Genomic DNA, 23127 nt, shown 5'->3' on the forward strand with positions numbered 1-23127 from the left:
TAGCGTCACAGGAGCCGCAGGCGCCTTGCGCGCAGGGCGCGCACGGAAGATTCAGCCAAGTCGACAGTGCCGCTCCTGGATCAATCCGAGATCATGGCGCCCTTCGAGTCGCGCTTCAAGGCTCGGGCCAGGGGGAGGGCGGCTGCGACCAGGCGAGGGGTGGGCGATAAAGCGCCCTTATCGACCCTGATCGGAGACGAGCCGCTGCATCCGCTCAATCAGAGCATGCGTGGATGCAATGACGATGGGCGAGGAAGCGCAGATGCTGCATACTCGTAACGAACTAGGGCGACAGGAGATGGGTGCGCATGGCGGCACGGGAGCTAGCGCATGATTGTGCCAGCCTACTTTCGTGGGCTTCCTGGCGTGCGGCTACTGCTCGAAGGACAAGGCGTTGCTGGGCAATGGCTTCGTCGGCCTGGATGCTTGCCGTGACGAAGCTCAATCGTCAATACTCGCCAGACCATGGATGCCTCCCGATCCGGTGAGCAACCGGTCTCCGATACGACGCAGCCAACGTCGTTGGTCGCCGAACCAAAGGCGCATTCTTCGCGGGCCAGCCATTTCGTCCTCGTTGTCTTCGTCGTTTCCGTGGTGATGGTCCTCGAAGGCTGGTTCCATGCATTCGACCTGCTTGATCAGTTCGCTCTCTCGATGCTCCGTGCTTCGGGTCTGTTCGACCAAGAGGCCGTTTACGACAACGCGCCCGTGCCCATCGCCGGCCAGTGCATCGCGGGCCCGGGCAAATACGTCGTCGTCATGGTGCCCAGCCCGCCCGCCCCTCCGCGGGATGCTACAGCGGCCGAGCCACCGCCTGCCACGATCGCGCCAGCCCCGCAGCGCGGCACGAAGCCGGTACCAGTAGTTCGCCCGCAGGCCGAGGTCGACGATTTCTCATTCAAGGTCATCGATACACTTCAAAAACTCGGTCCCAATGTGCTCGCCGTCGACCTGGACCTAAGCCAACCTCTGCACGCGGACTCGCGGCTCGAAGTCTTGAAGGCAACTAAGGATTCCACCACCACGCGGATTGCCCTCATCGCGCTGCCAGCTTCCGAGGAAAGCGCCGCCGGGCATGCGCGCCGCAAGCAGCGCAACACCTGGCTCAAAAGCGTCTGCGAGGCCAAGATCGCCATCGCCACGCCAAGCGTCAATCATTCGCCGCTCTTCGGAGATGTTGTTCAATTCCATGCCACCAACCTCGACAAGAAGCCCGAACTCGGCCTTCCCCTTCGGTACCCTTCACTTGCACAGGTAGCTCGACTGCTGGACGAAGGATTCGATCCCGTCAGAGCCAAGCCTGGCACTGGATTCGTGTGCGAACAAGTGGCGAATGCCAATTCGGGCGCGCGCATCCCCTTCATCGACAAGCCTGAAACGCCTGCTGAGTTAAACAACGAGCTCTTCGTGGTGGCCCGCCATGCCTTCTCCAAGTTCGGCCTTGAGTGGATCAACCCGCTGACCGCCCGCAAGGACATTCGGATGGTCCGAGTCGAAGACGAAGTAGACCTCCAAGCACTGGCCGCGAGCGAGCGGTGCCTACGTGACAAAATTGTCTTCGTGGGTACCGGGCCGGACGACCGCTCCACTGACGTCGTCGCTACGATTGCCGGGCCGACGACCCCCGGCGTGGTGGTGCAGGCCATGACCGCAGCCAGTTCGGAGCGCAAGCTTACCAGCGCGCTCGCCTTCTATGCGGCGGTGGACGTGCTGATCGGCTACCTGCTGGTCTGGCTTCTCGGCAAGATCGATACCACCCGCCTTGCGGCCAGTGAATCGCTCTTTTTGCGCAGCAGCGGGCGCGTTCTACGCACAGTGGCGCCGGTCTTCGCCATCGTCGTAGTCTGTGTACTTTCCTTCTTGGCTTTTCAGAAGAACGTGTTCCTGAATCCATTGATCGCCGTCATCGGCATTTGGTTGCACGGAGTGTTACACACCTACTTTATATGGACGCCGGCCGGCAGGACGGTGTCCACGCCGGCCGATCATTGGTCGAAGCGCGCCTTTTATTCGATCTTTCCCGCCCTGAAGTTCTCGAATTCGCCTAAATTGCGCAAGCTGGACGTGGTGACGTACTGGGGGTCCCTATGCGTACTTCTGCTATTCGTCTTTTTCGCACTGCTGATCCTCGCGCTGCGGATCGATCTCGTCTTCTTTTGAGCCTCGCACTAGCCGCCTTGCCCTGCATCGAGGCCAGTGCCGAAGACCAGCCTTTGCCGGACTGCATCGCAACGGCGCTAAACAAGGGAGCGAGCCTCACTATCGAAGGCCGGCTTACCGTCGTATCCGAGGCAGGCATCCGCGTCAAAAACTGCCGTGAGGCCAGGTTCGCCGCCGCCTCCGTCAAGGTACGCTACGTCGCCCCTGGCAATTCACCCTATGCTCGGAGCTACGAGTCGACTGAAGAGGACCGAGGCAAGATGATTTCGGAGCGGATCACCGTCTACTCATCGTTCCAGCACTTCTTCAACTGGCGCGAGCGCACGCGGCCGATCCCCGCGGGAAGCTACGCCGGCATCATTTCCTCTGACGAGGCCCTGGGCGGTGGCCTATTCGTCGTCACCCCCTTCGACCGTTCTATTTTCAACGCCGTTTCCCCCAGCGCGAACAACACGGGGACCATCATGCTGGCCGCGGCCCATACCGACGTGAGTAGCCGAGTGCTGCCCAACCCCTGCGAGCGCGAGCTCACAGCCCTTCCCAACTGCAGCCAAATTTTCAGCTACACGGGGGAGCGACAAATCCTCTTCGCGCCGAGTGGACCCGTGGCCTTCGCGGTCGGGCAGGACTACGTCATGAGAATCGGCAAGAAGGACGAGAAGCTCGCGTCGGTGCCTCCCGACTTTCTCAAGGCCTACCTGTTGACCATGCAGGTCCCCGAGTCAGCGGGTGCGCTGCTGGACAGGTTGCTTGCCAAGTATTCGTTCAGCCTCGCAACCGGCAACCGTGCCGAGGCCCTCAAGGCCGAGAGGCAATTGGGCGTGAGCTATCCGCAACTGGTCGATAAGCCGTCGAGTTCAGTGTTCACTGGCGCGACCCGCCAGCCCGCGGCTGCGGCCGCGTCGCCGAACTGACGGCGGAGTGAGTCCAGCGACGCTGCGAAGGAAATCGACCTTTGGCCTGCGCGCCTATGGGCCCGCAAAAACGTCGACCGGATGGAGCATCCCGCTGCGGAGCGCGCCGAGCGCGCCGAGCGCGCCGAGCGCGGCCGCGGCACGCTGGCGCCGGCAGATCACCTAGATCACCATCGTCGATGTAGCGCGTGAGCGCTTGCCAGCGCTTCAGGCTGTAGTCAATCGCCTTGGCCGTGGCCGAGCCATCTGGGATCTTCCGTCGTTGCCCCGTGAGCCACTGCTGCAGTGCATCTTGCTCATCGCGCGGGCGCGTGTTGCGGCTGCAACTTAACTCGTTGGCGTTGCGCTTGACACCCCAGCCGAGCGACGAATTCCTCATGTCGTGAGGCAACATGGGGGGCAGTTTGTCGTGTCGTCTCCCCGAAGGCACTTACTCTCTTCCTCTGGTCGACTGCGAGGAGGTCTCGCGTGTCATGGTGGCCTGGTTTTCCCATGGAACATCGCCAACCGGAGCGCGTATTGCCCGTTCGGCCGACGTGCAGTGTTGTGAACTTTTCCCGATTTTTGAAGAATCCCGACGTGGCTTTCTTGCACCGGCGCCAGCGATCCGGGCGTGTTCTCCGGGCCATCAGGGAGACTCGAGGCGGAGCACCTACAACACTCAGAACACTCTGGAGGGACTATGTCCGGATTTCGCGCCGCCGCGGCGTCAATCATGATTGCCGCGTACGCAAGCACGCCGTTTGCCGCGGCACCAACAAGCCGAGAGGAAGCCATCGCGCAGATGCGCGAGTTGCAATGGATCCGAGGTCCAATCACGGGCCAGCTCGGCACCAAGGCAACCATCGAGATCCCAAAGGAAGGGAGTCTGCTGGACGGTATCAACGGGTCGAAATTCCTCGAGATCACAGGGAACCTGCCAAGCCCTGGCACCAACATCGTCATGTACGACGGCTGGTGGGCGGCCTTGGATTTCACCGGCGAGGGATACGTCAAGGACAATGACAAAGTCGACCCGGATGCCCTGTTGAAAATTTTGCGGGATTCAGACGGTCCGGCCAATGAGCAGCGCCGTAAACTCGGGCTTCGTGAGATGTACACCGAAGGTTGGTATGTACCACCTCACTACGACGACAAGACCAAATACCTCGAGTGGGGTCTGACGTTGCGTTCGGCGGGTTCGAACGAGCCGACGATCAACTACACGGTGCGCATCCTGGGCCGCACAGGCCACGAAAGCGCGACCCTGGTCTCCAGTCCGGAACGGCTGGATGACGACGTGAAATCGTTCAAGAGGGTCCTGTCGGCATTCAGCTTCGTTGCCGGAGAGAAGTATTCGGAGTTTCGCCCAGGAGACAAGGTGGCTGCATACGGCCTCGGCGCACTGGTCGTCGGTGGTGCCGCGGCGGTGGCGACAAAGACCGGCTTCTGGAAAGTTCTGGCTGGCGTGCTCGCGGCCGGCTGGAAGTTCGTCGCGGCTGGCGCTGTCGCTCTCCTGGCGGGCCTCGGCAAGCTCCTCGGCGGCAAGAGCAACAAGGCGTGATCAGCGAAGAAGCCGCGCTGATGCTCGTCATCAGCGCGCTCTACCTCTATGACTCCATGCTCCTGCTCGCCACGAACGAGGCCGTTCTCGTTCGGGTGGGTGGCGGACGATGGTTCGCCGCCTTTGGCTGGGCTACCTATCGGCTCGCGCGCAAGGAGCCGTACTTCCCCAACCCATTGACGCCGTTCCGGCGCCAGTACGTCCTCTCATGGTCGTTCGAATCGACCCCACCTCCCGGCGTCAATCCGGCGATCGCTCAATTGGACGAAAACAGCTGCCTAGACACGATCGGCCATTACTTCGTGATCCCGATGGGTATTGCGCTCTTCGTCTTCCTGCCACTTGGCCTCTTCACGAGGCTCGGCACGCCCGCGGTCCTAGCGGCCGTCGTCGTGTTCTACGCGAGCGCCATCGCGGCGATGGTGCGCTTGCACCTAGGTCGGCGTCACCTTGTAGTCGCAGGCAATTGGTTCATCCCCCTCGCATTTCAGTGTTTCGTGTGTCCGCCGTTTGCACTTAACCTGGTACGCAAGCTCTGTGCATTGACGTCGCCGAAGGCGGACTACACCGTTGCCGCGGCGCAATTGCTGCGCGTCCACGAAATCGAAAAGGTCAAGGCGCAATGCCTTTTGCGCTTGGAAGAACAGATTGATTTCGAGCCGGAGGGGACGCCCAGAATGGAGGCTATTACCTCGGCTCGCTCGCGATTCCAGCCCAGGGAAGATGCATCTTGAGCGGCACGGAGATTGGCGCAGTCCTGGTCGGACTGCTAGTGGGTTACTGGATCATCGATGCCCTGATCTCAAAAATGCGGGCCGGGCGAGAGGGATCCAATGCTAGTTCGCCAACTCACGCTGATGAACCGCCTGCCCTCCCACAATTCGTCGTATTGAAAGAGGGCGCCTTGCGCCCTTGGCATGAAGTTCTAAGCGTCGACAAGACCGCATCGAGCGAGGAGATTCGAGCTGCATACGTCGCACTGATCGAACAATATCACCCGGGCAAGGTGGCCTCGATGGGGCAGGAGATCAAGCTGGTGGCCGAACGCAAGACGAACGAGATTACAGCTGCCTACCGGGCAGGTATGAGAGCAAGGCTATAGTGAAAACCAGAAACGGAACGCCCAGTGTCACGTTAGCCACTTAGGCCTCCTTGCAGGTCTGCCGTTGCAGGGCGATCCATCGAACTCGCCGACCAATTGAACACCTGATTGAATCAATATTTTCGTGTGGTACCCCATCACGACGCAGCGCTCCGAAGATGGCGTTTTGGTAGTGGGCACGAGTGCCTGGGGTAACGTGGTGCCCGACCACTGAAAGCGCTCAGTCAAGGTGCGGCTGGAAATGCGCTCGCCAGTCGCTCCGTCCCCGTAGCTCGGATTCGCTTTCAGCAACAGCGCGGTGGCCGAAGTTTGATCCCCCCGAATGCAATCGGCCCCAAATCTTCGCGGACCAGGAGGTTTGAATGCTCCTGAAGTTGGGGAAGACAACTCAACGGGGCGGGACCTGCCTCGATTGCCCTGCGAGGCTTTGATTAATCCATTCTGAATGACTGAAGGAGGTATGGTCTAACCGGACTAGTATCCCTCGCGGTTGCGGCTACCCTCGAGATCCGAAAAGGACTCCAGTACATGCCCCATCGCCTTCGCAAAGTTTTCGCCATCAATATCCGGAACGCGAGCACGAACGCTGCGTCGCGACAGATCGCGCTGCTCGATCTGCGCGCACACACCATGGCGATCGGCGAAAACGGCGTCGGAAAGTCCAGCTACATGCGGCTGATCCCGTTGTTTTATGGCGCCACCCCCGAGCGGATCCTGCGCGGCACCCAGAAACACCACCTGATCGGTTACACGCTCCCAGGCTCCAGCAGCGCGGTTGCCTTCGAATACGAGCGAGAGAGCGAGAACGACCTGCGCCTGGCCGTCATGTTCGCCAAGGCCGGCGTGGAGCGCCCGGAGTTCATGATCATCGAGGGCGGGTACAAGGAAACCTACTTCGTCGACGAGAACGGCGACTTCGTGGATCGGGACCGCTTCAAGGATCGGGTCGAAAGCATGGGTATCGAGGTGTCGCCTCGTTTCGAGCTGCACGAGTACCGCAGCGTCATCCTCTACGAGCACCGCCACACCAAGGAGGCTCGCAGTCTGCGGCCGTGGGCCGCACGACATTCTCTGGGGCCGGCGAGCCTCTACGGCCTGGACCTGATCGCTGTGGCGATGACCTCCGAGAAGATGTCGTTCCGCGACCTGCAGAGCCTGGTGCTCGAACGCCTGAACGATTCGGCTTTCGAGGGTGCGCGCAACTCGAACGCCCGGCAACTGCGAAAGGACCGCAAGGACGTCGACAGTTGGCTTGCGAACGTCAAGCATGCCCAGGATGTTCTCAGCGACACCGCGCGCGAGAAGATGATCGAGGACCAGGCCGCCAAGGTCGGTGAGATCGCCCTGGACTTGGGGTCGCTGCGCGCTGCCTGCGAACTGAGTATCGACCGGCGCGCCGGCGAGCTCGATGCCCTGGAGCTCGACCTGGGCAAGATCACCGTGGCGATCCACGATCTGGAGCGGACCGCGGCGGAAGGCGCGGAGACGCACGCCAAGGCCGTCAGCGACGCCAAGATTCAGCTCAACGCGGCGAAAGTCGCCGTGGAGGAGATCGCCGGCCAAGAGCGGCACTTCGACACCATCGGAATCAAGACGCTGGTGAAGGAAGACGCCCTCCGGAGCCAGTACGCCCACGATAGGCATGTGGCCACCACCGAGTTGGCCAGCCTGACCGAGCGCGTGAACGACGCGCAGCAGGCGCTTCAGGGCACGCTGGGCAAGCTCGAAAAGGACCTACAGGCGCGCAAGGCGCAGATCCAGGAGCAGCGGGAGGAGGCCATCAAGGAATGCGAGACCAAGGGCGCGGCAGTCGAGCAGGAACGCGCGGCGGTGCTCGAGGAGCTTGACGCGACGCCCGCGGCGCCTCGTTTGCTGGAGTTGGAGCACCTGATTGCCGGGCACCGCAATGACATCGGGGCTCAGGAAATCCTGTCCAAGGTCGCCGAGGCGCCCAAGGAGGCCTTGCAGCACCAGGCCGAGGCCGATTCGGCTCTGGCGCAGGCCAACACCATCCTTGCGGAACGAACACAGCATGTGGAGCGCACCGGACACCTGGTGAAGTCAGGCGAAGCCCAGCAGGCTCATTCGCTGCAAGCCCTGGGTCAGGCGGAGGGCCAGTTCGCCGAAGCCAACTCCCGTCACGAGCTCCTGCAGGCGCAACTGAACCCGCCGCCCGGCAGCGTGCTTGCCTTGCTGCGCGCGCAGCCGGCGGAGCAGTGGGGCAGTGCTGCCAAGGTGCTCGATCCGGAGCGCTTGCTGCGCACCGACCTGGCGCCCCGATTCGAAGACGATGTCTTCGGGGCCGCAGGGCAGGGTGCGGACGACGAGAGCGAAGACGTGAAGGTCGGTCGCCTGAGCCTGAACGTGGCGCCGGTCGAGCTGCCCCAATGGGCAACGCACGACGGCGCGCGTGCCCAAATCGCCGAGTCGGCCAAGCACCTCGAGCGCGTTCGCGGCGAGCACACCGCGGCGCTGGCCGCCGCCAAGAAAGCCCAGGCGGAACTGGACATGGCCCGCAAGAACCTGCAAACCGGTGAGCACGAGCTCAATCGGGCCAAGACGAACCAGGTCGAGGCGACCGAAACGGCGGTGCGCGCCAGGAAGCACGTCGCGCTAGAGACCGAGCGGGTGCGCAAGGGTCACGCCGAAGAGGCCGGCAAGCTGCGCAGCGCGGTGGTAGCCCTCGCGGCCGAACAGCAGACCTTGCTGCGGAACGAGCAATCTCGCCGGACTTCCGTCATTCGGCAGTTCGACGAGCGTTTCGGCAAGTTCCGCAGCCAGCGTGACTCGACGCTTGGACGCCTCACCCAGGAAGCCGCCTCGGCCGACACCGCGGCCAACGAGCAGCGCACGCGAGCCCAGGAGGCACATGCCGCGGCGCTGAAGGGGCAGGGGGTTGATCCGGCGAAGGTGACGGCCCTGAACAGGCGCATCGCCGGCCTGGACGCAAAGCTCCTGGCCATCGCGCAGAACGCCCACAACGTTCAGGCCTGGCGCAAATTCGAGCTCGAGCTGCTCCCGCTCAAACCCGAGCGCGAGGCGAGGGAGCAAGAAGTTCGCAAGCGCGGCGAAGAGGCGCAGTCCGATCTGAACAAGTTCGAGCGTGACGTGAAGAAGCAACGGGACGAGCTCAACACGTCCGAGGCGAGGAAGCGCTCGACGCGCAACTCCACCCAGGAGGAACTGGACAACCTGCGGCGGCTGCGCGAACATCAACTCGCGCCGTACCGACTCAAGGGGCCACTGCTCTCGGGCGATGACGGCTACTACTCCCTGAGCACCGCGACCAACACCCGCCTGGGCATGCTCGATGGCGCGACTCAGAAACTGGAGAATGCGACGCGCGACCTGTGCTCCAAGATGCGCGAGCGATCGACCGAGATCTCGCAGTGGCTGGAGGGCCGCCAGGCCGACCAGAACGCGCTCGTGGAACAGCGCGAGCAGCAAGGCGTCGCTGACGCCTATCTGCGCCATGAGCGCGCGGTCGATTGGGGCCGAGCCGTGATCGAGTGGTTCGAGCCGCTCACTCACCGCCAGTACCACACAGCGCTGCGTCACGAGATGGAGGGCCTGTTCTCCTCCGCGGAGACCTTCGTGAATCACATCGCCAACTTCGAGTCCCGGGTGGCAGAGCTCAACCGGCAATTCCAGCGCTCCCTGGACCTGGCAACCGGGTTCAAGCGGTTTAACAACCTGCAGATCAAGATCTCTTCGAGCGCGGCATCGAGCCCGGCGCTCAAGGCACTGCGCGAGATGCGCGACGTCAGCCTGTCGCGCATCAGCTCCCATCGCACCACGATGGCCTCCAATCCCCAGCTGCCCAGTAAGGAGGAGATCGCGCTGGTGCGCGCCTTCCGCGACCAGCTACCCGACACCGGCGCGTTGCTCGTGAACCTGGACGAGCACGTGCGGCTGGCCTTCGAGCTCACTGAAATGGGCAAGCCCATCAAGATCGACAACGACCGGTCCATGCAAGGCCTGTCGTCTACGGGCCTCACCGTGCTGATCACGATGATGTTCCTGCTCGGCTTCCTCGGCATCGTGCGCGGCCAGCGCTCGCCGGTGGGCATGACCTGGGTGCTCGATGAAGTGGGGCGCGTGAGCCCCTCCAACATGCTGCAGTACTTGGATGCGCTGACGCACCAGAACGTGACGGCCGTGTGCGCGGCACCCAGCATCGACCCGGCGCTCGGCGCGCTGTTCGAAAGCTCCCACCTCTTCGAGGAGGATGGGACGATCGGCAAGGCGGAAGCCGGTGACGAAGAGATTGACCTGGATACCGAGGAGGCACTGCAATGAGCAAGCTGGCAAGCACGCTGAAGGCCCTGCTGGCGGGCGAATTCATCTGCCCGGTCGCCCATCCGGCCAGCTACGAACTTCTGAACGAAGAGGAGCATCGGGCCGCGGCTGAGGCCTGGGTCGAGCAGCTGGGCCTACGCTTGGTGCGCCTGAGCGACGAGGGCGCATTCTTCTTGGCGCCCGAGGTGCCCGACAGCGAGGCCCGGTCGGCCGTGCGGGATAGCCTGCGCAACGTGCGGGCGACACTGTCGCCAGTCGTGCCGGTGCTCGAAGCCATCCGTCAGGCCCAAGGCCAGGATTCGCACCTGCAGCCGGGGCTCGCCCTCTGGGAGTCAGAGCTTGCCGAGCGTGTGCGGCTCACGCCGGCACTGGAGCAGCAGGTGATGGAGTTGGCGCTGCCAGGCATGCGCCTGGATGCGAGCAGCAACGACCGGGTCTCCCGCATGCTGGACCACCTGGTCAAGGAGCGCTACGCGGTGCCAGTGCCCAACGACAGCCGGGGCTACAAGCTCACCGGCAAGATTGAGTTCCTGTACGCCGTTCTCGAGGTGATCGCCGAGAACACCGAGTTGATCAGCGATGCCTCCGTCGTGGACCAGGAACAGATGCGCCTGCCCGAGGCAGCGAAGGAATGAGCCGATGAGTTCTTCCGATCGAAGCTCACCGCTCAAGCCGGTCTTCGCGGCCCTCAGCCGCCACGTCGACGTCGTGGAGGTTGCGCTGCGCGAGCTCGTGGGAGTGGATGGGGAGGCGGCCGCAGCGGACCCGGCCATTCGCGCCTTGCGCGAGTTCAACGTGCTTCGCCCCGCCGGCGAGCGCGGCTACCGCCTTCACAGCCGCCTGCGCGACTTCGCCAACGACGTCCTGCAGATCCACCCGGCATACCAGAGCCTCACGGGCATCGGTCAGTTGGTCGAGCAGATCCCGATGGTCTGGAGGGAGCTGGACGAACTGCGCGCAGCCGGCGACTTCAAGCAAGCCGAGGAGGCGATGGGGCAGATCGAGCAGGATGCGTTCGACATCTCCGACCTGGTCGAGCGCAACCTCCGACTGTTGGGGCTGCTGCTGAGCACACGCTTTGGCAACGTGAACTCCCTGGCCGCAAAGAGCAGCCAGAACCGCTACTACCAGCGCCAGAGCGAGCTCATGGGCAACGACCTCACGCGCTTGAGCCGCGCGGTCGAGAAGGTGGAGGCAGACGCGCGCGAGCGGGGGCTGCAGTCGCTGGCCGCCATGCTGCGCAACACGCTGCAGGCGCAGCTGCCGCGCTGGACGCAGACGGTTTCGCAGTACCAGAGCCAGATCCGCCGCGAACTGTTCAGCATGCGCGAGATCGAGCGCAAGAACGTGCTGCTCGCGCGCACGGCCATGCTGCTGCGCCAGAACCCCGCTTGGCGCGGGATCGAGGAGCCGCACCTCTCCGAGGAGCTCCCGCCGTTCCTGTTGTCGAAACCCTTCATTGGCGCGCCCTTGTCGCCGGTGCGCATCCACATGGATCCGCAGGACGACGACCGCAGTATGAAGGACCTGATGCACGATGAGGTGCGCTCGCTGCCGCCGCCCGTCGTCGCTCCCGGGCCGGTGGAGAAGGCGCCCCGTATCAAGCGCGCGGAGCCCAGGGAGCCGCGAAGCGCACCAGCCAAGCCGACGATGCAGGTCCTGGCGCGCCTGGCGGCCGCCGCGATAACCCATGCCAAGTCGGAAGGGGCGACGCCGCTATCCGTCATGGACTGGCGCGCCGACGATGCGAATGCTCGCCAGATGGGCCCCTCCCTGTGGCTTGCGTTCGCCGCGTCGGCGCTGCGCCCCTACAAGTTTCGGGTGGTGTTGGTCGCAGATCCTGCCTCGCGGGGCGAGCGGTTCAGTCACACCTTCAGCGACGCTCTGGTGGCGCCGACGCCCGACGCGATCACGCTCTTCAAGCGCACCCTGGGTCGCCACCTGCGTGACGCCACACCTCAGGCACAACCCTCCACGGTGGCGGCAGCGGCAACGCCATGACCCCTCGCCAGTATTCGTTCCTGCGCGGCCTGGTGGCCAATCGCTCACTGCGCCTGAGCTCGACGATCGCGAAGGAGATGGCGGACGCCGAGGATGTGGGGCGTGTGCGCGGTCTCGCGGTCTACTACGAGGAAGCCGACTTCATCAGGGCCGAGACGAAGCTGCGCAACGCCGGCTATTCTGTCAACGCACCGGCGGCAGGCCGGCGACGCTCCGATGCCCACGACGCGGCGTCCGAGAAGTACTCCGCCGCGCCGGTGTCCGAGGGGCTGGTTGCGGTGGTGGTCATGCGTGTGCCGGGCATTGCGACTCCGAAGGGGAGCTTCCTGGCCATGGAGTGGGAGGACGCGCTGGCATTGCCCTATCAGGTCATGGTCGTGTGCGAGAACCTAGAACCCCTGAAGCGCATTCATCTCTACGACTGGCTGCAGCCCTTCCTCAAGGGGCGCCGCACGCTGGTGCTGTTCCGGGGCGCGCCCACCTGGTTCAGGATCGATTCGGCCAGCCGGCTGGTGGCGGCGGACACGAGGCCGGTGCTCGGGCTCTTCGACTTCGACCCCCAAGGGCTTCTCATGGCTGCCGGTCTTCCGCGGCGCGAGGCGTTATGCCTGCCTCCTTGGGAGGTCCTGGAGCCGCTGGTGGTCGAACGCAAGCGCCACGACCTATACGCGGCTCAAGCTGCGGGCTGTCGTGCTGGTTTGGATGCATGCACTGATCAAGATGTTGCTGGGGCATGGGCGCGGATGCGGCGCCTGACCCGAGGGCTCAATCAGGAAGCATTTCCCGAGGTTCCTCACGACCATCCTCTCAGCTGAGCAACAAGCAACGAATCGTCCGACCGACCGCGATGGAAGCCTGCCCGATATGCCACGAAGCGCACGGCGTCAGTACTCTGCGAGTTTGGAGCTCCAGCGCACTTTTTCCCGTTACGTCCAGGCGTTGCCATGGCCGCTTGCATCCAGCCCCGACCTCAAGCACTGTAGTTGCGGAACTGGTGGGATTTCCTTTCAGCATGATTGCGGCCTTTGCATCCCCGTTCGTTTGAGTGGCGGTGGTCCTTGTCCTCGGCTTCCTCGCGGCGCTTCTTGCCATCAGAGGCCTTTGCCCTTCGGTCCCCGCGAGGAACTGAGAGAAGCCGGCAGCGCCGCTGTCCAGCAAGTCGCAATCGGCTGCGGATTCAACCAGTTGGTGCAGAACTCCGCGCCCGATTTCGACAGTACGAGCGGTTATCCTTCTCGTTACTCTTCTGCCTTCTGGATGTGAACCGCGCACTACCGAGAGCAGCAAAAGCGCCACGCCGCCGCCTTTTCAGCGCTGATGCGGACGCCTCTCGCGCGCCCTGTCAACGCACAGCCCCCAACCCTGCGCGGCCGCGCGGCGACAATAAATTAAGCAGGGATACCTCATGAAACACAACCTCAGCCTGGCTGACGAGACCTTCAAGGCAGCCTTCGTTTCGGGCGAGTTCTTCGTGGATTGCGTCGCGATCAAATTGACTCGCAACGGTCCGGGTTCGCCTGCCGGCTATTCGGCTCCGGGGGCTCTGGCAGTGACGCCCGCGCGTGGCGCCACGACACGCCTCGTCGTTCCCAGAGACGCTTCGAATCCCTACGATCCCCTGGCGTTCTTCAAGGAGAGCCAGTCTCTGACCTTGGGGCAGATCGTCCCCGACCACAACTACTTTGCTTTGGAAGCGACTGACACCGCAGGCAACGTTTGGAAGCATGCCGTCGCCCAGGCATGCGTTGTGGAGGAGACTCCGGCCGCGACGGTGCTCACCGTGGAGTGCGCGCTTCTGCGACTCGAAACGACGCTGGAGAAGCCGGAACCGGGAGCGACCGCGATGGTCTTCATGGAGGAGCTGAGCTTCCCGGATCGACCGTCGATTCCGCCAAAGTCGCTGAAAGCGGCCAAGCGACCCGCGAAGGCGTCGAGCAAGGCGTCGGTGGGGATGGTTTCCGGTTTGGCCGTGACGTTCGACCATCGGCGCGATCGGCCCGGCCCCCGGTTCTACGAGCTCTTCGCGGAGAACGAGGACTCCGTCGCCTTGGACCCCGGCTTCGACGATAGATTGCTGGAGGGCACGCGCTTCGTCACAGCCACGATCGCCACGCCCGTGATGAGGGAGACAATTCTGGGCCAGAAGCGCGTCGTGGAGCTCGCCCGAATTCGGCCATCCAACAAGGGCGACCTGATTCAGCCTCCGCTGTTCGTCCACGGCCACGAGGCCGAATTCCATCGGCTCTTCGAGCGCTATTTCGAATACTCCCGTAATAACGCGCAGGGCGAGGACTACGCTCCGCTTTCGGCGAAGATTTCCGGAATCTTTGCCCTCGAAGGCGTTTTCGTTGACACGGTCGCGCTCTTGCTCGCCGTCACCGTGGAGAGCATTCTTGGCGACGATCATTTCAGCTCGCTGGGCAAGCCCGAGGCGGACATGTCGGTGCAGGTGGACATGCTGATTGCGCAAGCCAGGTCCGTCGTCGGCGTTTCGCCGAAACTCATCGAACGCGGCATTTCCGCGATCGGGTCGATGAAGTCGACGCGCGCCGTGGACAAGCTGCAGGCTCTGGTCGCGGCGGGGCTGATCGACGATGCCGACCGCGCGACTTGGAAGAAGCTTCGCGACAGCACGGCGCATGGCTCGTTCGAGATCGACCCCGCGCAACTCCAAAAACTTTACGACGGCGTGTATAGGGTGAGCACGCTCGCCTACAAGCTCGCTTTCCTGCAAATCGGCTACGAAGGAAAGTTCAGCAACCGGGCTGTCGTCGGCTGGCCAATTCATCACTTTCCACCCGGGCCTGCCGCGCCGCCGAGCGCTTCAGCGAGCCCAGCGGCACCAGGCGCCTAGGTTGGCGGCGTCGCGTGATCCCATTCGTCCGTATCGCCACGTTGCCATATTGCCATGTTGAATTGCATGGAATTGGAAGCTACGGAGACTTCAGGGGGGGCAACGACGATGCAGTGCCTCGCCAGCTGGCTATTCGAAAGGTTTAATTTTCACCTTCACGAGCGCCTAGGCCAGACACCATGACCATGTACTCGCACATTGACGACTACAAGCGGCAGGGCTACGTTCCTGTCTCCGTGAACAAGTCCGGATTTGGCGCTGAGGTGTTGGTTCACGAGCAACTTCGAAGGATCGTGGAGTGCGGCGAGGATGCAGGCATACGAAGCGTTCGTACAACGCGCTCTGGCGCACCCTTCGCCGCGCTATCCGGTTTTCTACGGGCACCAGATGCCTGCCGGTGAGTTCATCGCAGGATCCAATGAGGCTTACACCGTGACGGAAGTGGAGATTCTCCATCCACTTTCGGTTGAGGAGGAGCAGATCGTGAGTCGCTGGTACTCTGAGTTGATCGCGCGTGCTCAGGTCGGGCCAACCCTTCGACAGTCAACGATCCTTTCGAGCTAACGCCTGTTTTGATGGAGCTTCGCCAAGTGGCGATCGACGTGGGCGTGGGCTTTGACATGGGAAAGCTGGCCAACTACATGGTGCGCAGTGGGGAAGGTTCGCGGACACTGGTGTGACAGACTCATTTGAACGGGGCCAAATCGCCGAACTCGGCGTTATGGACCACCGCGGGCGCGTCGTGTGGTGCATGCCGGTCGACGACATCCTCGGCCTGTACCGCGTCGGGGTCCGCTTCCACATGCACTTCGATGACAACAAAAAGATCGAGGTGTTGTTCGGCGAGATCGGGACCCCTGAAGGAAAGGATCGACCGCCGAAGTGCTATAGCGGAAGTACCCGTCGTCCCCGCGCAGCGCTTTGACCGGCCAAATAGAGACAAGCGTTCAATGGGTCAAAAGCAGGCCCGCACGAGGCGGGCCGGAAGGGGTTGGTCCTTGATGCCTACCCAGGGAGAATCCATGCTCCTAGACTACGCACGTCATGGCCATTCGCAAGTCCGCCAAAGTTCGCTCGGACGGAACTATTTCACGAATTGATCTTGCGCACTCGCAGACGAGATGTCTTTCGCTCATCCACGGCGCCCGTAGACAGACCTGTGGACAATGGTCCGCGAAGCTTGACGAACCTACTCCAGGGTAGCCTCGCGACGCGATGTCCATAACGAAGACACCGTCGTCATTTCTCTAGGAATCGCGGATGGCCTTCCGTTCGCGGAATCGGGTGGGCAAGGCCATCGGACGGAACAAATGCTTGTTGTCCTTCCCATCCCCTGGCTCATCCCTTGGTACCTGACCCCAATGTAGGGGACGGTATTAAGCTATTCCTCTCGAATCTAACTCACAGGAATTCCTTGACACAGACCTACGCCCAGATTCAAAAGCAGATCGCACAGCTACAGAAAACCGCAGATGCGCTTCGCGAGAAGGAGGTGTCGGGCGTTGTCTCGCGCATCAGGGAGGCGATCGTCCACTACGGCCTGACTGCGCAGCAGCTTGGTTTCGCTGGTACCAACCCGCAGACCCGGGCGCCGATTGGGAGGACAAGTGAAAAGAGGCCTCGCGCCGCGAAGTACAGCGACGGCAATGGCAATGCCTGGGGCGGGATGGGCAAGCGTCCACAGTGGCTGCGAGACGCTTTCGATGCCGGGCGGTCCTTGGAGGAATTTCGAATCGGCGCGGTCGATGCAGCGGCGGCACAACCATCGGCGAAACAGAAGAAGCGTCGACCCTCGACGCTGCTCTACCGCGACGAAGCCGGAAACTCGTGGACTGGCCGTGGACCCCAGCCTCGTTGGATGAAGGAGGCGATCGCACGGGGCAAGACTCTCGAGGACCTGAGAGGCTGATCGCGCGCAAGTACCACGCCACGGACTTTTCTCCAAAGCTCGAGTAGCTCGGGTGCGACAACTTTTTTTTGGAGCTTTTTCTTTTTTTCAGGAACATCAAGGTCTTCGAATTTTAGGAAATAGCCCTCGATGCTGGAAACCGTCAACGCCGCCCTCAACGACGCCGCAACTGCCACCGCCACCAACTCTGACACCTTCACTCCGACGGCGATCACGCCTTCGGGGTGGCGACTCCTTCGGGGTGGCGACTCCCCCAGTTCGCTCTCGCGCCGCGAGAAGGTCAAGCGCTGCGCTCGAGCGACGGGACAGGCCAGGAACGAGTCACGTTCGTCGGGCACGGAGACATCAACACAGACGCCAGAGGCGAGTTGGTCGTGTCGGTTCAAGCCATGCTGGTGCACGGCGATGCATTGCGTGAAACGCTTGTCAGACCGTTGCTCCAAGGTGAAGTCGAACTCGACGCTCGAGTTCACCTCGACCAGGTGATCGATTGCCTGATCGAGACGACGTCCCTCGACAACGGTGCGCCCGATCCCCGATTCCGGGCGCTACATGGCAGCGTGACGGATCAACTGCGCAGCTTGCTTGCCAAGCTCGAGCAGTTCGCCTTTCCGGAACTTGCGTGCGCTGCGTAGGCAAGCGCGCCGCCGCGCGAGCGCTCGGCCGGATGGGTCGGCAGGGGCCCGGCGGGAGTGCAAGCTTGGCCAGCCCGCAACAATGCGACCGATGACACCTCCTCCCACGGGCCTCTCGTGGACTCCATGGTGCGAGAGGAGGGCAGATCGATTGCCTTCGCGCCGGTGGGGCCACCTAGCGGTCGCCCATATCGTCGTGCACAGGGAGCAGCAACAGCAATTGCTCGCGCTCCACCTTGGCCCGCCTTGGGCTCCTCACACGGGGCTTGGGCAGAACGCCGAGTTGCTGGAGGCCGCGGCGCTGAAGCTCTATGCCCAACACGGCAAGCAACTCCGCCTCACTGAGCTTGGCCAGCGTCTTGCCGACGCGTTGGGCCGCCAAGCTCAGTTCCGGCGTCAGCATGTCGTTGATGGTCAGCGAGGTCTCCATTTGCATCCTTCCAATGATGCCAATACGCGGACCGTGGTCGCATCAGGGCCTCGCCGGGTTGCGTCGCGAATGGTTGTTCACCCAGGCGGGTCTGAGAAGCGCCATTCAATCCGATCGCAGCGCGATCGCGCAGCCGGCATTACTCGTCTTCCATCAGGCGTGCCAACGGCGAACTGAGCGATCCTTCGGCGCGGAAGTAACCCAACACGGTCGTGACGCTGCGGTGGCCCGTCAACGCCATGGTGTCAGGCAGCGACATGTTGCGCCGGCCGGCCTCGGTCACGAAACCCGAGCGCAGCGAGTGGGCCGAAAACTCGCCCTCCATGCCGGCGAGCACACAGCGTTCCTTGACGATCTTGCGCACAGCAGAGGCACTGAGCGGCTCGCCAACCTGATCACCTTTGCGAATACGGCGGAAGAGGGCACCTGAATGGATCTGGCTCGCTGCGAGCCAGGACTGCATCGCTTGCGCTGCCTTGCCGACCAGCGGCTTGTTGTCCTCCGGACGTGCCACGCCGCTCTGGTTGGTCTTGGAGTGCCCCATCGAATAAATATATTGCCCGTCCTGCACCCGCCGCAGGTTTTCCACGCACGCTTGGGCCACTTCCGATCGGCGACGCCCGCCCGTGGACCAGGCAAAAAGGAGGAGGGCGCGGTCGCGCTGGCCGCGCAGGCTCTCGTCACAGGTGTCCAGGACTGCCTGGAACGGTTCCTTGGTCAGGGCCCGCTGCTTGTGAGGCCGCTCGGCACCGCGCTTCGCATAGGCGCGTCGGGTCTTGGCCAGAAGCTCCCTCACCAAGGCATCCGCGCAAGGATTGGGTTGTTTCGCGACCTGGTGGGTCTTCGACAGCACGGAGATGCGATGCGCCAGCGTGCTGAGGGTCGGCGCGCCCAGCTTTCCCTTGAAACCGCCGGTCACCAGCGCCTGATCGACTGCCGCAGGGAGTTGGGTCACGAGTCCCGAGCGCGAGGTGCGCTCAACATGGTCCACGATGAACTGAACGACCACGGGCGCCGGCACGGGCAGGCGCAGCGTCTGGCCGTAGCGCGCCGCATACCAGGCTGACCAATAGCGCAACGCAGACCGATAGGAGGCCAAGGTGTTGGCCGATTCGCCTTCCTGAAGCAGTTCCTGCGCCGCGAGCTTCGTGAGATGCGACAACTGGGTCGGCTCCAGCAAGGGCAGGCGCATCAGCGCGGGCGCGGGAGGAAGGTGATCCAACATGAAGATTGCATTCTAAACAATTGTCGCAAAACAATAAAACATCGATAGAAACGATAACGTTCTATTATCGTGCCTAATGTTTTGTCGGGAATCAGCCGCGGATTTGGTTAGTCGCCGGGGGCGGCCGGCGTTGCGCGCAGCCGCGCGGCGAAGGGCGGGCAGAATGACGAGCATGATGACCGAGCCTGGCGCGCTTTGTGACGAGGACCTGCTGCAGCGGGCGCATCAACTTCGTTTGCTCGCCCTAAGGGGCCACGTCGACGCGCGAGGGCCTGCTCACGCTCATGAGCGCGAGGTGCGACGACGTTTTGGCAGCCCGACGACGATACACGCGGATCTCGAGCCGGAGACGGGTTGACTTCGAGGTCCGATCTGAAGCTGGTCATCCTCAAACACCGCACGTCGACCCCGCCTGTCTGAGCCCGCGTTGTTCGCCACGGCAAAGTGGTAGGCGAATCGGGCGATAGCGTCACCAGACCGCCACTACTTTCTCGTTGTCCGCGCGGGGCTCAACGCGCGAGGGCCGGCGCATTGGCCGGAGCCCGAGGTGGGTGCGCGTGGGTCCGTGACCAAAAAGTCGCTCTTCGCGCGCGAATCAACCTGCTGATCGAGCGTGCGCGAGTATCCCGTCTATGGTTATTGCTCGCGCGGCAGTCGCAAGTTTTTGGATCGATGGTCGCCAGTTTGAGGGTCAATTGGTAGTCGGTTAATGGTCCGCGCGAGTCACTGTTGAGAAGTCCGTTTCCTGGTTTTGCACTCTATGCAGTGGTTTGGACCACTAATTTTACATAAGATAAATTGTATTGTCTTCCGATGTAGGAGCAAAGCTGTAATGTCGCGATCCAGCAAAGTTCAGATGTCGCATATTCGGTCGCCCCGAGTTCCGAGGCATGGCCATGGCGACTGCTGCAGCGACGATCACAATGACCATGCGCGAGGCCGATCGACTCAAGACAGTCCAAGCAGTGGTCGACCGGATGCTTCGGGTCGGCCAGGCCGCGCAGCGGCTTGGCATGAGTCGACGTCAGCTCGAGCGGCTTGTGATTCGCTTCTTGGACGAGGGGCCATCCGGGCTGATCTCTCGCAGGCGCGGACGCCCCAGCAATAACCAGCTGGCCCCTGGCACTGCCGAGCGCGCCATCACCATCATCCGTGAGCGGTACGCCGACTTTGGTCCGACGCTTGCAGCCGAGAAGCTGCAGGAATGTCATGGTGTCGTCCTCAGCAAGGAAACCGTGCGGGCTTTGATGGTGTCTGCAGGTGTGTGGACGCCGCGCAGGCAGCGCGCGCCCAAGATCCACCAGCCGCGCAACCGGCGTGACTGCCTGGGCGAGTTGATCCAGATCGACGGCAGCGACCACGCCTGGTTCGAAGACCGAGGTCCAGCGTGTACGTTGCTGGTGTTCATCGACGACGCCACCAGCCGGCTGATGCAACTGCACTTCGTGCCGACGGAATCGTCCTTTGCCTACTTCGAGGCCACACGCTCCTACCTGGAGCAACATGGCAAGCCGGTGGCGTTCTACAGCGACAAGGCGAGCATCTTCCGGCCAGTGACCAAGGCAGAGTTCAGCGAGCGCGGGGTCACGCAGTTCGCTCGCGTCTTGTACGAGCTGAACATCGACATCATGTGTGCCAATACCAGCCAGGCACAAGGGCCGAGTTGAACGCGCCAACCTGACGCTGCAGGATCGGCTGGTCAAGGAACTGAGGCTGCGCGGCATCAGCACACGCGAGGCGGCCAATGCCTATGTGCCGCACTTTGCGGCCGACTTCAACGGTCGGTTCGGGAAGCCTCCGCGGCGCGACTTCGACGCACATCGGCCGCTGCGCGCGGACGAAGACCTGGGCCAGATCTTCACCTGGCGAGAGCAGCGCAAGGTGTCACTGTCGCTCACGTTGAATTACGCGCGCGAGATCTACATGCTTGCGGACACGGCAGGAAATCGACGGCTGATCCATCGATACATTGACGTGTACGAGTATCCCGATGGCCGCATCGAGGTACGCGCCGGGAAATCCGCCCTGCCCTACGTGCGCTACGACAAGCTGCCGCAGGTCGACATCGCCGCCGTGGTGGAGAACAAGCGTTTGGGCCCGGCACTGCGCGCCGCGCAGGCCGTGCAGGCGCGACGAGATGATCGGCGTTGCGCGCCATCACGAACGAATCAAGGCCAGCTTCCAAGGCCGAAGAAGGCAGTGCCGGAAACGACGAGTTCCCGCCAATTCGACGCCAAAGAATTCGAGCGGGCCCTACGTAAAGCGTGCAAATCAACCGAGTCGGCCTTCGGCTGACAGGTCCGTGTAGTGCAAAGGCAAGGCGGTCACTGCGTTCGTGACAGAGTCAAACCAGAAGAAGAGACCCGACATTTCAACTTTGCCGGCAATGCGACATCTGAACTTGGCCTTGACATCCGATGTAGGCCCCGAGTAGTAATGTCGCACGGTGTCTGAGGCTGCTGCGGGATGGAGATTCGCTACCATTGCCCCACCCCTGGTCAAATGCCTATCGGACCGCAACGGCAGCTCCCAGCGCTCAGCCGACCGGCGCGGCCGGATTCAACAGGCCGGCGGACTGGAGGGCGCGCCACAGTGCCGTCGGCACGGCATGATCGGCATCGGCGGAGTTGGCGAGCACCTCCTGTGGCGTCACACCGCCCAGCAGCACGGTCACGACCGCAGGATGCGCCATCGCAAATTGCAACGCGGCGCGGCGCAGCGGCGTGGCATGCGCGGCGCAGATCGCTTCGATCTTGCGCACGCGCTCCATGATGTCTTCGGGCGCAGGCCCGTAGTCAAACTTGGCCCCGGGCACGGCGCCGGTTGCGAGGATGCCGGAATTGAATACACCGGCCAGCATGACGCCGATGTTCTTTTCGAGTGCCAGCGGCAAGAATTCGTCCAACCCGTTCTGGATCAGCAGCGAGTAACGGCCAGCCAGTATCGCCACGTCGAAGTCGCCGGCCTTCGCGAACTTCACCGAAACGTCGGATTCGTTGATGCCGAATCCGATGGCCGCCACGGTCTTCTCGCTGCGCAGCCTGTCGAGTGCCTTGTAGGCGCCCTCCATCGCCTCCTTGAAGCGCACGGGCGCATCGACCGGGCCGTGCGTCCACACGTCGCAGTCGTGGATCAACAGGATGTCCAGGCGGTCCAGCCCGGTGCGCAGCAAGGACTGTTCGACCGAGCGCATCGTGCCGTCGTAGGAATAGTCAAAGCGCGGCGCATGCGGGTGGCCGCCAGCAAAGCCCGGCGAGAAAACATCGGGGTTCTTCGGCGGCGGCTTGGCAAAGACGTCCATGACTCGGCCGATCTTGGTCGATACGATCACATCCTTGCGTGGCAGGTGGCGCAGGCCTGCACCCACCCGCGCCTCGGCCAGCCCGTTGCCGTAATGCGGCGAGGTGTCGAACACGCGCACCCCGCTGGCGTAGGCCTGTTCGATGGTGACGATGCAGGTCTTTTCTTCGAGCAGTTCGTACAGATCGCCCATGGGTGCCGTACCCAAGCCGAGGGCCGAGAAGACGAGTTCCGTCCCATTGCGGGTCGTGAATGGGTGCGACTTCATGCATTTCTCCTCGTTGGATTGCGAGTGAAAATCCCGCGCAAAGCATAGCGCGCGCTCCATCTGCGTGGGGGCGTCTGGCGACCAAGGAACACCGCCCCTGGACCCGAATGGGCGCTATAACGACGCTAAATCGTCCACCTGTAGCATCGAGCGCTACTGCCCTCCCCTGGCGCAATCCCCTAGAGCAGCTGGTCACACTTGAAGAGCAGCTTCGATTCTGGCCAGCGCCCGAGCGCGTCGGCTGGAATGTCCTTCTTCCAGACGATCTGCATCTTCTTGCGCTTGCCGCTGCAGTTAGCATCGGCCCTCCTTCGCGAAGCGACCTGGCAGACAGGCAGAATGCGCCATGAAAGCACCCCCTCGACTACAGGCACTGATCGACGAAGGACTGATCGACAGCGTGGTTCGCCAGCTCATGAGCGGCAAGGAAGCGATGGTCTACGTGGTGCGCTGCGGGGACGAGACGCGCTGCGCCAAGATCTACAAG

At 62.8% G+C, this 23127-nt stretch carries 17 protein-coding genes and 3 pseudogenes; 16 read left to right on the forward strand and 4 right to left on the reverse strand.

All coding sequences use genetic code 11. The features are described from left to right. The first annotated feature begins 465 nt into the window (after positions 1 to 465). Both QTH97_RS33600 and QTH97_RS33605 read left to right on the forward strand, forming a co-directional pair. Positions 466 to 2160, forward strand: coding sequence for a CHASE2 domain-containing protein (locus tag QTH97_RS33600; RefSeq protein WP_286572925.1), 1695 nt, complete (start codon positions 466 to 468; stop codon positions 2158 to 2160). After that, on the forward strand, positions 2157 to 3074 hold the full coding sequence (locus tag QTH97_RS33605; protein WP_286572926.1) for a hypothetical protein: 918 nt from the start codon (positions 2157 to 2159) through the stop codon (positions 3072 to 3074). Before QTH97_RS33600 ends, QTH97_RS33605 begins: the two co-directional genes overlap by 4 nt. A gap of 163 nt (positions 3075 to 3237) precedes the next feature. On the opposite strand, the pseudogene QTH97_RS33610 reads toward QTH97_RS33605, so the two are convergent. Next, positions 3238 to 3426, reverse strand: a pseudogene (locus QTH97_RS33610) (IS66 family transposase); the annotation flags it as partial. Positions 3427 to 3756: 330 nt separating this feature from the next. Here QTH97_RS33610 and QTH97_RS33615 point away from each other — a divergent pair. The 12 genes from QTH97_RS33615 to QTH97_RS33670 all read left to right on the forward strand — a co-directional run bounded on the left by QTH97_RS33615 (position 3757) and on the right by QTH97_RS33670 (position 17417). After that, positions 3757 to 4617 (forward strand): DUF2167 domain-containing protein, encoded by an 861-nt coding sequence (locus tag QTH97_RS33615; protein WP_286572927.1) that lies wholly within the window; start codon positions 3757 to 3759, stop codon positions 4615 to 4617. Beyond that, positions 4614 to 5351, forward strand: coding sequence for a hypothetical protein (locus QTH97_RS33620; protein ID WP_286572928.1), 738 nt, complete (start codon positions 4614 to 4616; stop codon positions 5349 to 5351). Before QTH97_RS33615 ends, QTH97_RS33620 begins: the two co-directional genes overlap by 4 nt. After that, positions 5348 to 5719: a J domain-containing protein gene (locus tag QTH97_RS33625; RefSeq protein ID WP_286572929.1), complete on the forward strand. Its 372-nt coding sequence runs from the start codon at positions 5348 to 5350 to the stop codon at positions 5717 to 5719. The genes QTH97_RS33620 and QTH97_RS33625 overlap by 4 nt, the downstream gene beginning before the upstream one ends. Before the next feature lie 528 nt (positions 5720 to 6247). Continuing rightward, a complete protein-coding gene (locus QTH97_RS33630) occupies positions 6248 to 10018 on the forward strand; it encodes an ATP-binding protein (RefSeq protein WP_286572930.1) in 3771 nt (1256 codons plus the stop codon). Beyond that, a complete protein-coding gene (locus QTH97_RS33635) occupies positions 10015 to 10653 on the forward strand; it encodes a condensin complex protein MksE (protein ID WP_286572931.1) in 639 nt (212 codons plus the stop codon). The genes QTH97_RS33630 and QTH97_RS33635 overlap by 4 nt, the downstream gene beginning before the upstream one ends. 4 nt (positions 10654 to 10657) lie before the next feature. Next, positions 10658 to 12019 carry a hypothetical protein gene (locus QTH97_RS33640; RefSeq protein ID WP_286572932.1) on the forward strand — a complete coding sequence of 454 codons (1362 nt, stop codon included), beginning with the start codon at positions 10658 to 10660 and terminating at the stop codon, positions 12017 to 12019. Further along, positions 12016 to 12834, forward strand: coding sequence for a DUF7281 domain-containing protein (locus tag QTH97_RS33645; protein WP_286572933.1), 819 nt, complete (start codon positions 12016 to 12018; stop codon positions 12832 to 12834). Before QTH97_RS33640 ends, QTH97_RS33645 begins: the two co-directional genes overlap by 4 nt. 590 nt (positions 12835 to 13424) lie before the next feature. Then, positions 13425 to 14873, forward strand: coding sequence for a hypothetical protein (locus QTH97_RS33650; protein ID WP_286572934.1), 1449 nt, complete (start codon positions 13425 to 13427; stop codon positions 14871 to 14873). 309 nt (positions 14874 to 15182) lie between these two features. Beyond that, entirely contained in the window at positions 15183 to 15437 is a 255-nt protein-coding gene (locus tag QTH97_RS33655; RefSeq protein WP_286572935.1) for a hypothetical protein, read from the forward strand. A 187-nt stretch (positions 15438 to 15624) separates the two neighbouring features. Beyond that, entirely contained in the window at positions 15625 to 15798 is a 174-nt protein-coding gene (locus QTH97_RS33660) for a hypothetical protein (RefSeq protein ID WP_286572936.1), read from the forward strand. 489 nt (positions 15799 to 16287) lie between these two features. Further along, positions 16288 to 16782, forward strand: coding sequence for an H-NS family nucleoid-associated regulatory protein (locus tag QTH97_RS33665; RefSeq protein ID WP_286572937.1), 495 nt, complete (start codon positions 16288 to 16290; stop codon positions 16780 to 16782). Positions 16783 to 17171: 389 nt separating this feature from the next. After that, positions 17172 to 17417: a hypothetical protein gene (locus QTH97_RS33670; protein ID WP_286572938.1), complete on the forward strand. Its 246-nt coding sequence runs from the start codon at positions 17172 to 17174 to the stop codon at positions 17415 to 17417. Positions 17418 to 17592: 175 nt separating this feature from the next. On the opposite strand, the gene QTH97_RS33675 is transcribed toward QTH97_RS33670, so the two are convergent. Together QTH97_RS33675 and QTH97_RS33680 are read right to left on the reverse strand one after the other, a co-directional pair. After that, positions 17593 to 17847, reverse strand: coding sequence for a hypothetical protein (locus QTH97_RS33675; protein ID WP_286572939.1), 255 nt, complete (start codon positions 17845 to 17847; stop codon positions 17593 to 17595). Between the two features lie 139 nt (positions 17848 to 17986). Next, complete coding sequence (locus tag QTH97_RS33680) at positions 17987 to 19072, reverse strand: site-specific integrase (RefSeq protein ID WP_286572940.1); 1086 nt, start codon at positions 19070 to 19072, stop codon at positions 17987 to 17989. 923 nt (positions 19073 to 19995) lie between these two features. On the opposite strand from QTH97_RS33680, the pseudogene QTH97_RS33685 reads away from it, so the two are divergent. Then, a pseudogene (locus QTH97_RS33685) lies at positions 19996 to 21367 on the forward strand (ISNCY family transposase). A 241-nt stretch (positions 21368 to 21608) separates the two neighbouring features. On the opposite strand, the gene QTH97_RS33690 reads toward QTH97_RS33685, so the two are convergent. Further along, positions 21609 to 22640, reverse strand: coding sequence for an aldo/keto reductase (locus QTH97_RS33690; RefSeq protein ID WP_286572941.1), 1032 nt, complete (start codon positions 22638 to 22640; stop codon positions 21609 to 21611). Positions 22641 to 22986: 346 nt separating this feature from the next. On the opposite strand from QTH97_RS33690, the pseudogene QTH97_RS33695 reads away from it, so the two are divergent. Beyond that, a pseudogene (locus QTH97_RS33695) lies at positions 22987 to 23127 on the forward strand (PA4780 family RIO1-like protein kinase); the annotation flags it as partial.

This window comes from Variovorax gracilis, assembly GCF_030317115.1.
GTDB classification, from domain to species: domain Bacteria; phylum Pseudomonadota; class Gammaproteobacteria; order Burkholderiales; family Burkholderiaceae_C; genus Variovorax; species Variovorax gracilis.